Origin of the sequence: Ulvibacterium marinum (assembly GCF_003626755.1) — a bacterium.
Taxonomy (GTDB): domain Bacteria; phylum Bacteroidota; class Bacteroidia; order Flavobacteriales; family Flavobacteriaceae; genus Ulvibacterium; species Ulvibacterium marinum.
This window is the reverse complement of the sequence record NZ_RBCJ01000002.1, coordinates 73,531-86,967: the sequence shown is the minus strand read 5'-3', so window position 1 is coordinate 86,967 and position 13,437 is coordinate 73,531. Positions and strand designations below refer to the sequence as shown.

Here is a 13,437-nt window from a genome sequence, read left to right as displayed (position 1 = left end):
TTAAAGTTGCTTCTACGTGTTATTTGGGTTGTATCAACTCCAAATACCTTCCCATCCAATACGGTAATAACCAGTATACCGGGTCACGTTCTTGATTCGGCCAGCCGGCGACGGCATGATATGGATTACGGTCCCAGCGCATAGTTCGATATTCGCTCGGTGGTCTAAGCGGAACCTGGAGCACCTCCAAAATGGGCTCCCTAAGCACGGGTAAATCCTCCCTTGCCCCATTGTCCATAATCCAGTCTACCGGATCTAAAGGGGCATCTTTCAAAAAGAATACAGAGGCCTCAAGACCATCAGCTCCACCTTTTAACCAATTGTATACAAAATTGAGCATGGGACTCCCCGCAGGTTTGTACCGTTCGTACCAACCATCCAAATGGTTCAGATAACGTGCCTTGATCTCTTCATCCTCTTCGCCCATGATCAAGGGGGTATAAACGTACAATGCCAAGTAAATATCAAAATAAGTCTCCCAGGCAGGGTCGGGATCCAGCATTAGGTCAATGTTGTCCAAATAGCCTTCTTTCTCAATCAAATGTGTGTAATGCTCCTGGTACTTGGAATCCTCTGTGATGCTGTAAGTGAATTTTAGGAATGCCAACAGCTCCAACGAATTTATCCCTTTTTCGGGGCGCCATTCTGGGTCGCGATTGAGTTGATCTGGTGACCATACGCCCCATTTGGTGTGCTTTCCATCTACCCCGATCAAATTATAGTTATTTGCGATCAAGGCGTCCATAATCTGACGATAATGAAATACCAGCCGCTTTTTCTCATCTTCATCGGCCACCAGAGTATAGTAACAGTAGTACCCAAAAAGGTGCCCGCACATTTCATCACTACTGGTATCTCCCTTCCATTTCCACTTCCCATCGTTAGATACATGCCAGCGCTTTTCTACGGGTTTTTGCCTAGGGTTTTTCACTATTTCCGCAGCATATTCACGCTCCGTGTAACTACGGTTCATGTCGTGGGTCTTCTCCCATTCCGCTGGCACCACGGTTCTTGCAAAAAAGCCGGGTATTTCGGTCACCTCACGCAACAACTGTAGAAAATCGAAAGTTTTTTTGGCCCGTTCCCGGGCCTTTGGATCTTTAGTCACGGCATACCGAAAGGACTCCATGGCCAGATACATAGCGGTGTAATACCCATCATTGTCCGTATCGCTGGCCCTGGAGGTTGTGGTATCACCAGGTATCTCCATCCAACGAAGTCCTACTGCTCCAGGTTTCCGTACATAACGTTGTAACAATTTTTGGTAGAAGAAGTCCGCTTTACCTTCCAAGGTCATTTGAAAGCAATGGATTACACTTACCCCGCCTTCAGTGGCTATCCAGGCATCTCCTTTGGTATCAAAGGCAATGTCATTTACCGTATTGTTCATCAACCAGCGTTGGCTAAGGCGCACGGAGTAATCGGGAATCCCTGGCGTAAAGCGCGAAATACCATAATCGGTTCCCACCCACATGGCACCGTTTGGAGACTTCCTTACCACGTTTACCTGACTATGGGGAAGTCCGTCATTAGGTCTTTTCATATCGACCATTCTTTCATTGGCCCTTATGGAAACCCCACCCATACCACCTACCCAGAGCGTGTCCGGGGTAGCGTATGCCATACTGCTCAAATACGCACTAATCAACTGTTCTTTTCCTTGATGTATTGTTACACCTTGTGGTCCGCAATGAAAAAGACCTACATCGGTCCCGATCCAAAGTCCGCCTTTTTGATCGGACAAAGCTGAGCGAATACTCCTGCCCGTATGGTATTCCTTGCGCGACCAACCTTCATTAACTTTAAGCCATATTCCCTTTGGGCCAAGGGCGTACATTCCTTCTTCCGAATTTGCCAGCACGGCTATTGGTGGTAGCGTTCCTTGCTGTAACTCTAGATTGCCCCTACCATTTGATCGGTACACACCGTTCCATACTGCTGCCCAGACCCTGCCCTGACCATCAATTTCCAAATCAAAGGCGGGTCCTTGGTCCTTTTCGGGTAACATGGGTTCCCAAGAGCGTAAATCCTTAGACTTACGAAAAACCCCGGCCATGGTAGCTATCCAAACCGTTCCATCGTCCAGGGGCAATATCGCCTTCACCTCCTGCGCCCCCTTTTCATTGCTATCCATCGGAAAAGCTTCATGATATTCCTGTACAAACATCCGATCTCTATACGGTACGGATTCGGATAATGAAAGGTTCTTATTATCAGCCGTTTTTTTGGGGATCGGTTCACCACAGGAGCCAAGAAGCAGAGCTAGAACTATAGAACAAAATAGACTGGTAAGCGTATCCAACAGTTTTAATAAATTATCCAATCGTTTCAACAAACTAGGTTTTAAAGGTAAACTGTTATCGCTTTTGTTTCTTTAGGTTGAACATGGCAAACAGCAGTGCCAGTACAATTAGACCAGCAGTGGCTACCGCACCAATAATAATAGCATCCAAATCGCATTGCAACCAAGCCAATGATGGCGGGAGGTCCCGCATAAAAGTACCCCAAACAATAATCAATAGGCTAAAGACCACCGAAATGATTCCTTGCGCAGGTGTAAGTTTTACGTTAAAAAGTGCCAACAAGAACAAGCCTAAAATGCCGCCACCGAATATTCCCGATATTTGCCACCAAATATCTAGGGCACTTTGGGCATTGATCAATAAAAGTGCAAAAGCAATGCCCAACAAACCCCAGGCAATGGTGGTAAAACGAAGAAAACCTAAACTGCTCTTTTCAGAAGCATTAGGCCTAAAGTATCTTTTAAAATAATCCAGGTAAAGAACAGTAGCTGAAGAGTTTAGAGCGGAATCCACTGTGCTCATGGATGCTGCCAAAATTGCAGCAATTATTAACCCTTTAAGTCCCGTTGGCAATTCCGTTGCAATAAAGAAGGGGAAAACCTCATCACCCTTAACTATGGAGGGGTCAAGAACATTGCCAGAGCCCGAGTAAAAAGCGAACATTGCCGTACCTATATAGAGAAAAATAGCAGTCAAGGGCAAATAAATCAGCATGGCGACCCAAACCGATTTCTTGGCTTTTTTCTCTGTGGCCACGGAACTGTACTTTTGGGTATAGTTTTGATCGGCCATCAAGTTTCTGATATTTTCGGTAACCCCATAAATGATCATTACCCAAATTGTTCTGCTGCTTAGGGAGAATGAAGTATCCCCTAAACTGAACTTGTTTTTATCAAATGCTTCTTGAATCAGAAAATCAGGTTCGGCAAAAACCTCGGTCGTCAGAATATACGCGCTGAACAGGAGCCCCCCGATCATTATTATAGATTGCATAACATCCGTCCATATAACGGCTTCCATACCTCCCATTAAGGTATAGGCAATGGTCATAATACCAATGACCAATATCAATGTTTTAATATCCACATCAACAAAAGAGGTGAGCAAAAGCGAGGAAAGGTACAGGATTACAGCAGTGCGCCCGACCATAAACAACACAAAGGACAAAGAGGCATACACTCTACCCCAGTTCCCTATTTTATCTTCAAGATATTTATAAACCGATATTATTTTGTGCTTCCTATAATGAGGTATTACGTATTTGGTCACAAACCAGGCCACAGGTAGTGCGGTCAATGCAAAAATGAGCGGGTGCCAGTTATCATCGAATGCCTTTCCGGGTACGGCAATATAAGATATGCTGCTCGTATAGGCACTCATTACTGCTATGCCCGCAGCCCAAGCGGGAATACCCCTTCCGGCGACCATGAACTCGTTGGACGTTTTGGTTTTCCTTAAAAAATAAACACCCATCCCAATCATTACCAATCCGTAAATGATCAAAATAAGGGTGTCCACTAATTCAAGTTGGTAATTCATTTTACCTTATCCCCTGTTTTTCAAAAATTTCAATATACGTTTTAATCCTTTCCCTATCCCCGGCATCAAATCTGCGTAAAGGAAGTGCCATGTAATCATCACAGATTCCCATAATTGAAAGTGCACACTTAATTCCTTTGGTTATTCGGGAAAAATCCTTCCCCACATTATAAATGGTATCGTAAAGATGGGTAACCTTTTCCCGAATTTCAACAATTTTGTTTTCGTCCTTGGTAACCGATGCATCGTAAAGATCCACAAACATCCTCGGAAAAAAATTGGCTCCACCTGCAACGGCACCATGGCCGCCCCGTTCGATGGCCTGGGGCAAAAACCCTTCGGTTCCCACAATTATGGCAAACTCCGGGGAATCCTGAAATGTTTCTATAAGATCATACAAATACTCCAGATTACCAGAACTATCCTTAATGCCCAAGGCTCCCATATTCTTTGCTTTCTCAACAGTATTCATTGAAAGGTTCATCTTGGTACAGCTTGGCATGTTATACAGCAGGAATGGCAAAGGTAATTTGGGTACAAGATCTTCTAAATAAGCTTCCATTTCGCCATCACTAATAGGAAAGTAATAAGGAGGGGCTATAACCACGGCATCTGCGCCCGAAGCTTTGGCATGCTCGGCCATTTCAATGGAACCCTCGAACGACGTATCCGTAATACCCACAAGAACAGGGACCCTTCCGTTAATAATTTGGCATGCTTCCGTAACTAATTCTTTTCGAAGGGCATAGGTTAAACTGGGCGCCTCTCCGTTAGATCCCAAGAGAAATATGCCATGCACTCCTCCGGAGAGCAAGTGTTCAATAAGTCCTTTTAGGCTTTGTTGGTCTAGATTTTTATCTGCGGTCAGGGGAGTGACCATTGGGGGGATTATCCCTCGTAGATTCAATTGCATACAGCTTACTTAAGCAGAACAAAGTAAATTTAAATAGCTTCATTCCACCACCAGTATTTTACATAAATGTAATATTATATTAACCCTTTAATTAAAAAAAAATCATTATTATTGGTACGAAGAGTTAATATATCAAGATATGGAATTTGTTTGTGAAAAAATTTTCGTCCCAAACAATCACTCTTTTATCTCTCGGGAATTACCCTTGTCTTCCAATGCGAGAATACACTCCCACAAAAACTTTGAACTGAATTACATCAGCTCGGGGGTTGGCAGAAGAATTGTTGGCGATAATATTTCTGGATTTGAAAAAGGGGATTTGGTGCTTTTGGGCCCTAACCTTCCACATTGCTGGGAAGTTTTGGATACGGAAAATGGGGAAGAGCCCACCTGTATTGTTACCCATTTTTCCGAGAACATCATTGATTCAGATTTTTTTAAGATGCCGGAACTTGAAAAAGTAGTCGCTTTGTTGAAACTCTCGAATCGGGGAATACGCTTTAAAATCGAGGACGATACCGAAATACGGGAGATTTTAGAAGAAATGTCCGAAAGTGAAGGGCTTGAATATTATATTGGCCTACTGAAGATATTCCATAACCTTCTAAAAATAGAGGATAGGGAGCGCCTGTCCAATCCTATTAATGGTTCTTCGGTGTTTTCCAAAAACATTGAAAAGGTAAACAAGGTCTATGAATATGTTTTTCAGAATATCCAGGAAGGGATAAAATTGGAAGAAGCTTCCGCCGTGCTTAATATGGCCCCCAGTTCGTTCTGTAGATTCTTTAAAAAGAAAACCGGACATACCTTTATGGAATATGTAAAGAATGTGCGGGTGGGAATCGCCGCAAAACTTTTGGCTGAAACGGATAAACAAATCACACAAATCTGCTATGAAAGCGGGTATAACAATCTAGCCAACTTTAATCACTATTTTAAGGCAAATATGGGCAAGACTCCGTCAGACTATCGCAAAAACTTTAGATAGGGCCTATAGCCTATAGCACATCCAGGTATCGTTTTGTACATCTTACAAAACCCCAATATCAAAGCGGTTATGACTACCGGGCAACTCGCCGTGACTGCTTATTGCTATAAGCGACAAAACGGCTAGAAATGCAAGAATCAGTATTAGATAAAGAAACCACTTTTTTATAATCAAGCTATCCGTTGTTTTGGAGGACCATTCCATTACCTCCTTGCGAGACAGTAGAAAAATCAAAACTATGTTCAAAAGGTATAAGTGATGGTTTAGACCCATTTTTCCGGCAAAAAGTCCTGTGACCAAATAGCTCATCAAAGCATATGTACTTAGGTATACAAACAAAAACAAGGAAACACCTTTTTTCGTAAAGGTATTATCCTTGAATCTGTAAAATACAAATATGGCCATTAGCACCAGTACGGCAGCGGTGAAAATTGTACTCATAGATGCTACTTGCTCCAGGTTTGGTATTTCTCCCAAACGTCTTAAAAAATGGTCATAGGTCAACGATTCGCGATACACCATTAAAGGGATGAAAATCAACAGTAAGAACAAAGCCCACCTATTGATCCAGGTTTCGGATCTTTCTTCCTCGTCTATCGGCCAAGAGGAGGAAAACACCCCATACGCCATCCCAAGACCGCCAAAAAAACCGATACTATATTCCATAACATTCCACATGTTAAAGGGAATCTCCATAACATTGCCAACAACCTGCAAAAAGTTTCCAAAACCAAAGCCGAAACCGCCTCCGAGTGCAGCAAAAATAGCGACCCGTATTGCGGAATTTCGTTTTGTCCGTGCCATGTGCAGGAGCATGGCCAACCCAGCTCCTAGAATAAGGGCCCAAGCTTCCGATCGCGGAGGAGTCATCTTAAACCCGATCTGTTCTATCAGAAAAAAATAGGTCAGCAAGCCTCCTGCTACCATTTCCGATACCAATGCGCCCCAATTGACCCTGTTCTTTTTCGTAGAATCCAGCACAAGTCCTACAAGACCGCCCCCCAGTAATCCAAACAGTGCCCCAATGACAAAAAGCATGCTGAGACCATAAAATGCATTAATGAAGTTATCGGCCTTGCCATATCCTACCACTACACCGTAACTGATCATACCTCCGGCTCCCCAACCCAAGGCCGATGCCAAAGCCACAATAGGCATTTTGGAATACCAATCCTTTCTATTGGCAACCAATACCAAGGCCACTGCTCCAACGGCGCCGGCCCAGGCGGCTCCCTGCTCGTGACCAAACTGACCTCTTATGGCCCATGCCGTAGCCAATGACATGGCTACTACTAAAATCCCTAATCCTTGCTTCTTATTGTTCATTCTGTTTAGTATTAGAACTTGATCGTATACTCTCCTTTCCTATAATCGGCATTCGTTCGAATGGTTATCTTATTGACGGTAGTATCATAGCGCCATTCTAGGGAATCCACTTTTTGCTCGTTAAGCAGAACTTCCTTGGGTACCCTATCGGAGTGCACTCGTAGAATATGTGCTATCTTTTTTCCTTCCAGAAGTATCTTTAGCGTATCCTCCACCTGTTGATATGAAATATGGGTCTTTTCCCTTGTATCCGGCGTAAAATAGGTAAAATCATTACGCACATCAGGGTACATTAAAATGGTAACAAAGCCCTGGGAGGTACTGTCGCCTAAATGGGTATAATCCCTTTTTACATCCAAAGGAATAATGGCCCCTTCCTTAACATATACCGGAAATTTGTCCAAAGAAAAACTACGTTCAAAAGTAGTGGGGCCTTGCACTATTTTCCTATCGTTAAAAAAGTACCTCCATTGCCCCTCTGGGAGTGAAACTTCACGGATCTTGGAATCCGAATAAATGGGGGCTATAAGAAAATCATCCCCAAACATATAGTGGTACTTCCCCTTCCCTAGCGGCGTTTGTAACCTGCGTCCCCCTTTGTGTGCGGTTACCACATAGTGGTACATATAGGGCACCAGTTCCGTATGCAACCAACTATAATTTCGTATAATGTCCATTTCTTCCGGCGTTCTTTTCCAAAGTCTTCTTTCTCCATGACCTCCATTGAGGAACAAACCGCAAAAGGTTGAAAATTGCGCCCAACGGATGTATAATCTCGGGGGAATTGTTTTGCCCGAAAAGCCGGCAACATCAGAACCTATGATATTATATCCCAATTTGGCGCTCTCCAGCACATTCTCAATGGCGGAAGAAAACCCTTGTATTCCCTCTAAAGCAATATCCTTTTGTTCACCGTCCTTGGTTTTCATCATTTCCTGGGTGACCCACTTATGCTCTTGATCCCCCACCCAGTTTACAGGGGATGCATCTATAGGTGCAAAACCTTCTGGATGAAAGCCCCGATCAATAGCTCTTGAAAGTGTCACAAATTCCGGGTTCCGTGTAAGTCCATAAATGTACTCATCTCGGTAATAGTGGTCCATATAGGTTCTTGTAGACATTGGGCCAGTTTTCGTCCTTTTATAAAAGAAAGGGATTGGTCCCAATTTGCTCCAAAAGAGTGTGGCCGTACCATCCAACTTCCAGCCATCGATCCCCAAATCAAAAACACGCTGTTGCAAGCCCTGCCACCAGTGCATGGCTTCCGGATTGGAATAATCGACAAACCCTCCATGACCCTTCCACCATTTATTGGGTGCGTCCGACTTGGCCAGATAGCCCTTGGACATCATCTCATTATACCATACTTTATCTTCCTTAATCTGGGCATCCTTGCTTGTACTATTAACCATACTGGTCATCCAAAGCACAACACGGTAGTTCTCTTGCTCCAAATTTTTAAACCAAGCATCCGGGTTTGGGTAGCGGAGCGTATCGATTTCAAAATCGTTATACCTAACAGACCAGGGGCTATCCAATAAGATAGTACGTACAGGGATATCATGTTCCCGATAGCCCGCCAACAATTCGTTGACATAGGCTGATGTATTGACATCATCCTCCCACAACCAACATTCCAGTGCCCACGAAGGGGTAAGTGGTGGATTCCCATGGCGTTGCGAGTTGAAAGGAAGACCCCAAAAAGGAAGTAGAAAATAAAAATAGGACACCAGGGCCAGCCCAAAAACCGACCAAAGTATTATTTTGATCCCTTTTTTTTTCATCTAGAAATCGCTTTTGAGCGGTTTTTGAAAAATCTAAAATAAATGACCCCTGAAGCATATAAACAAAGGGCAAGACCAATAGGTCCAAGTACAACACTATATTCCCAGTACAATTCACTATACCCCTCGACTGTCACACCTCTGAAATAGTAGAGGATGGTGAGACCTATTAGGAAAAAAGCACTGACCATACCTAAGATAAGAATTCCGGTTCTAGGCGGGACAAGGGTTTTTTTAATAGCCTTTCCCAGAAATTGAAAAACTAACAACCAAAAAATCCAGGAAAATACCTGATAAAGGTTCAAGGTTCTAAAATAATGAACGGCATTCACAAAAGGTCTTAGAAATAGATTTGTCTTGGGATAAAAGGGGCGGTCCTTATAGAGCAGGGTTTTGATTTTCTCCTGGGGACCATTCTTTAGAACATCCAAAACTGCCAGCTGCTTTGAATTGTAGTCCAAATTATCCCAGTTAGGTATTACTAAACCGTTGTATAGGGAACATAGCCTTCCATAACCATGAAAATCCAAACCTCCGATCATGAGCAATTCATTTTCTTCACAAAATGTCCGGAGTTCCTCAAAAATCTTCCTATCATAGTACAGGTCCTTCCCGGAATTTTCGATTTCAAAACCGTCAGCACCAAGTTCATGGTACAACTCCTTTTCCTTGCCCTTTCCATCAAACCAATGGTTGATTATTACCACTCCCCCATGATGATGAACCGAATCGATCACGGTCTTATCGGCCATTCCGCGGGTTTCAAATGAATTGTTGAGTCCCAATAGACTCATATGATTGGAAGCGGAATATTCCTCCCCGATCATCACCAACGGATCCATAGGAAATTTTCCTTTTTTTTGATCTTGGGCAAATTCCCAAGTTTTTCTATGATTGGCATGATCGGTAATAAAAAAAGCGTCGAAGCCATTTCTCTTATGCCATTTCCACATGTTTTCCTGAGAGATCAATCCGTCATGACTGAATTCGGTATGGGCATGCGTGGTAACCAATATTGTATCCTTGGAATTGTTCACTATGGTATTATTGGGCAAGGGTATAAAGAGGATAAGAACAAAAACCGCAAAGAGGATACCCGCAATGAGCGGTAAATTTACAAGTAGTTCCAAACCCTTTTTTTTTCGATTTCCTACTGATTTAAAAGTGCCTATCCCATAAAAAAACACATGAAGAATGAGTATCCAGAGCAGAATCATAGGCAACTCTTCCAAGGCGTATAGCGACCTGTTCGCATAAAGAAGAGGTCCTAAAAATGGTTCAAACAGAATGCGCCAAAATTCTATTTTTATAGTGTAGTCCGACTCGGGCTTTAGCGATAACGCATTTTCAAAATGAATTTGAAAAGGGAAAAAGGTAGCCAACAAAGTGATTGATAGAATCAGTACTACAACGGCAAACTTTTGTATCCTGGTTCTTTCCATGTATTTATTTTTATTGGAGTGGTTTCTACTTTTTCCATTTGCTAAAACGCGAAAAGTCCAAAACACTTCATTATTGTTCTATGATCATAAGCAAACTTGACCCATATAGTACGGACAGGTTTGATGCTAAAATAATCCGGCCCCAAGTGTTTAGGTGGGCATAACTCGGTGCATTGGATTATCGCAATCATGCCCATTTCATTTCAGGAATGTTTTCAGGTTTATTATACTATAGAAAGAAGTATTCGCCATAATTCAATTCTTCCAAGTGGTTTTTGACCTGGGCTCTTTGCTCAGGGTTTAGTTTAGCAAGGGGTTGGGCCATGGAATCGCCACAGATGCCCATAAGGGACAGCGCACATTTTATGGCCTTGATACTACTTGTCTGGGAATTCTCTACCTGGTATATGGTTTCATCAATTTTTTGGACTTTCCGGTGGAGCTCAACAATACTTTCCTGATCCTTTCGAAGGCACGCATTATACAATTCCACAAATAGTCCCGGAAAAAAGTTAGCTCCACCCGCAACAGCTCCATCCGCTCCCCTAAGCATGGTATCTGCTAGAAAGAGTTCGTTGCCAGCGATTATGGAAAAGTCGTGTTCATTCCGAAACTCTTCTATTATCCGGTTCAGGGATGCAATGTCTCCCGAACTATCCTTTACCCCAATGGCCCCTAAATCTCTGGCCCTTCTTACAACATCAATTCCTAGGTGTAGTTTGGTACAACTAGGTATATTATACAATAGAAAGGGTAGCGGCAACAAGTGGGCCACTGCTTCAAGATATGTGTTCATTTCCTGATCAGAAATTGGAAAATAGAAAGGCGGGGCCACCACCAGTGCATCGGCTCCAGCTTTTTTGGAATGATGGGCAATTTCCAGGGTCCCTTCAAGTGAAGTATCCGTTATACCTACCAACACCGGAACGGCCCCATCAACGATTTTGCAAACCTCGGTTATCAGTTGTTTCCTCAAGGCATAGCTAAGGCTGGGACCTTCCCCATTCGTACCCAAAATAAAAATACCATGGACTCCGCCTTGAAGAAGATGCACAACAAGATTATTAACACCGACAAGATCCAATTCCTTATTTTCAAGCAAAGGAGTAACCATAGGTGGAATAATACCTTTTAAGGGCAATTGCATAAATATACTATTTTGTTTTACCGAATAAAGCTTAAAATCAAGACCTGTACAACCATAATGTTACAGGAAACCTATTATATTTTAACCGTCTTCAGGACACCTTTCCAATCTTTATTTCGTTTATGGGGAATGCAACTTTAAAAAGGAAACCGAGCACATATATACCCGCTTTTATAGACTGCTAGAGGTAATCGCAAATGGATATTTATACCAATTCCCAATCAACTGATAACGAAACTTGTGGACACCAATATTTATATAAAAAGGTCTTTTTTAGAAAAGACCTTTTTATGGACATTACATATATCATAAAATCAATAGGGTTCATTTGTACCCTGTAACAACCATATCTTGGACCATGCGCTGTTTTGGGGATCTGTTCCATTGAATTCAGTAGTCTCCAGATTATTGATGGCCGCCTCCGCATTCGTGGTATTATTTTCCAATTCATTTTCGTTATAGTAGAATCGTATAGGGAGTACGGTTCTCTTTGCGGTTGGTCCTGTTTGCAAATCGGGAATGCCAGTTCTTCTATAATCAAACCAAGCCTCCGTAGCGGCCGTCCAACTACCTATCCACTTTTGGATAATTATATCTTCGTAGTCACCATAGGCTGCGGGGCCAGCAATGTAACTCCCATAAGCACTTCCTACGCCCCAGGCATTAAGAGATTGCTGAATTGCCATATTATAATAGGTTTCGGGAGAGCCTCCAATCCAACCTTTGAAGGCCGCCTCGGCCAATATAAAATTCACTTCGGTGGCCGACATGAAACGGGCCTGCAGTAAATCACCACTGGCCTCCCTGTAAATCTCATTTAACTGGGATGCATGTTCATTAAAGGTCCCTTGATTAGGATCTTTGCTTAGGTTGTACACCGCACCAAGGGTCATTCCTGTAGGGTATCCTACATAGTCCGGGTCAAAATCCACTGGATAGCCATAGGTGGCCTCATAATTATCAACTATGGCCTGTGAAACACGTCGTTCCCCGTTGATTACTTCATCAAAATCATCGGCAACCCCTGCTTCTACCGCTAAGGGAACGGCCACTCTATTCGCCCAAACGCCCAAACGCGGATCATTCAGATCTTGCATGATATCGACCAAGGTCTTCCCCATTTTTATCCGCATATAGGCGCCCTGGGGGTCCTCATCGAAAACGGTATTGGTGGGCCATGCATCCGCAGAACTATTTCCAATATATCCCATATTGGCATCATCCACCACGTTTAAGATCAATGGATAGGTCCCAGGATTACCCACAATTTTTGCGATTCCCTGCTGGGCCAGTTGGGACTCCTTCTCGGACAGGCGCATATAGTAACGTAAAGCCAAGGAATTGGCCAATTTGCGCCATTTACTAGCATCCCCACCATATAGGATATCTTGATCTGCTTCTACATTCAAATAGGAATCTCCGGAAAGTAAGGTATTCGCCCTTTCCAAATCGGAAAAAATACCAAGATATATATCCCTTTGGGCATCGAACGGAGCATCAAAGAACTCCGCTCCTTGATCTCCTCTAAGCGCTCCTGAGTATGGGGCATCACCATACAGGTCGGCAATCATCCCGAATAAATAGGATTTTAGCACAAGGCCGACCCCTACGTGAAAATCAAGATTTTCGGTTTCTGCCTTTTCGAGCATGGTTTGATTGTTCTTTAGGGTTTGGTAATAGCTCGACCAGTTGTAGCTTTCACTTGTCCAATCATAGGCATTATGACCTCCGGACCAACCGTCCTTTTGAGTATGCTGCATCACACCGGCGATATCGCCAAAGCCCAAACCAACAATAGTTTTGCCCGTATTATTGATTACCGTGGAAATCAAAAGATTAGGGTCAACACTCTCAGCATCCAACTGATTTGGATTCTCATTGAGTTCCTCTAGTCCATGGCAAGAGAATAAAACGAGTGTCAGCATCGCCAAAGCCAATTGCCCATAGAACCTCCGTATAGTTTTTCTTGGATTCATCACAATTTCATTTTTTTAG

Annotated in this window: 9 protein-coding genes; 1 reads left to right on the top strand and 8 read right to left on the bottom strand. The window is 43.1% G+C overall.

What is annotated here, in order from left to right:
• Positions 1-19: 19 nt before the first annotated feature.
• From D7Z94_RS07550 to D7Z94_RS07540, 3 genes are read right to left on the bottom strand one after another with little or no spacing between them, the layout of a single operon-like run.
• Complete coding sequence (locus D7Z94_RS07550) at positions 20-2,332, bottom strand: ligand-binding sensor domain-containing protein (protein ID WP_120710969.1); 2,313 nt, start codon at positions 2,330-2,332, stop codon at positions 20-22.
• A gap of 25 nt (positions 2,333-2,357) precedes the next feature.
• Complete coding sequence (locus tag D7Z94_RS07545) at positions 2,358-3,842, bottom strand: sodium:solute symporter family transporter (protein ID WP_120710968.1); 1,485 nt, start codon at positions 3,840-3,842, stop codon at positions 2,358-2,360.
• A gap of 1 nt (position 3,843) precedes the next feature.
• The gene (locus tag D7Z94_RS07540; RefSeq protein ID WP_120710967.1) at positions 3,844-4,755 is read right to left on the bottom strand and encodes a dihydrodipicolinate synthase family protein; all 912 of its coding nucleotides are present in this window, start codon (positions 4,753-4,755) and stop codon (positions 3,844-3,846) included.
• A 139-nt stretch (positions 4,756-4,894) separates the two neighbouring features.
• Between D7Z94_RS07540 and D7Z94_RS07535 the strand changes: the two genes are divergently transcribed.
• A complete protein-coding gene (locus D7Z94_RS07535; protein ID WP_120710966.1) occupies positions 4,895-5,743 on the top strand; it encodes an AraC family transcriptional regulator in 849 nt (282 codons plus the stop codon).
• Between the two features lie 42 nt (positions 5,744-5,785).
• On the opposite strand, the gene D7Z94_RS07530 is transcribed toward D7Z94_RS07535, so the two are convergent.
• From D7Z94_RS07530 to D7Z94_RS07510, 5 genes are all read right to left on the bottom strand, one after another.
• Positions 5,786-7,069, bottom strand: a complete 1,284-nt coding sequence (locus D7Z94_RS07530; RefSeq protein WP_211341763.1) for a photosystem II biosynthesis protein — start codon at positions 7,067-7,069, stop codon at positions 5,786-5,788.
• A gap of 11 nt (positions 7,070-7,080) precedes the next feature.
• Entirely contained in the window at positions 7,081-8,853 is a 1,773-nt protein-coding gene (locus D7Z94_RS07525) for a TIM-barrel domain-containing protein (RefSeq protein ID WP_120710965.1), read from the bottom strand.
• A complete protein-coding gene (locus D7Z94_RS07520; RefSeq protein WP_147415848.1) occupies positions 8,850-10,295 on the bottom strand; it encodes a PHP domain-containing protein in 1,446 nt (481 codons plus the stop codon). The genes D7Z94_RS07525 and D7Z94_RS07520 overlap by 4 nt, the downstream gene beginning before the upstream one ends.
• 229 nt (positions 10,296-10,524) lie before the next feature.
• A complete protein-coding gene (locus tag D7Z94_RS07515; RefSeq protein WP_120710963.1) occupies positions 10,525-11,442 on the bottom strand; it encodes a dihydrodipicolinate synthase family protein in 918 nt (305 codons plus the stop codon).
• A 314-nt stretch (positions 11,443-11,756) separates the two neighbouring features.
• Entirely contained in the window at positions 11,757-13,418 is a 1,662-nt protein-coding gene (locus tag D7Z94_RS07510) for a SusD/RagB family nutrient-binding outer membrane lipoprotein (RefSeq protein WP_120710962.1), read from the bottom strand.
• Positions 13,419-13,437: the final 19 nt, after the last annotated feature.

Coding starts and splice junctions, on each gene's coding strand:
- D7Z94_RS07545 (WP_120710968.1), bottom strand. CDS start 3,842: ATGAATTACCAACTTGAATTAGTGGACACCCTTATTTTGATCATTTAC.
- D7Z94_RS07540 (WP_120710967.1), bottom strand. CDS start 4,755: ATGCAATTGAATCTACGAGGGATAATCCCCCCAATGGTCACTCCCCTG.
- D7Z94_RS07535 (WP_120710966.1), top strand. CDS start 4,895: ATGGAATTTGTTTGTGAAAAAATTTTCGTCCCAAACAATCACTCTTTT.
- D7Z94_RS07530 (WP_211341763.1), bottom strand. CDS start 7,069: ATGAACAATAAGAAGCAAGGATTAGGGATTTTAGTAGTAGCCATGTCA.
- D7Z94_RS07525 (WP_120710965.1), bottom strand. CDS start 8,853: ATGAAAAAAAAAGGGATCAAAATAATACTTTGGTCGGTTTTTGGGCTG.
- D7Z94_RS07520 (WP_147415848.1), bottom strand. CDS start 10,295: ATGGAAAGAACCAGGATACAAAAGTTTGCCGTTGTAGTACTGATTCTA.
- D7Z94_RS07515 (WP_120710963.1), bottom strand. CDS start 11,442: ATGCAATTGCCCTTAAAAGGTATTATTCCACCTATGGTTACTCCTTTG.
- D7Z94_RS07510 (WP_120710962.1), bottom strand. CDS start 13,418: ATGAATCCAAGAAAAACTATACGGAGGTTCTATGGGCAATTGGCTTTG.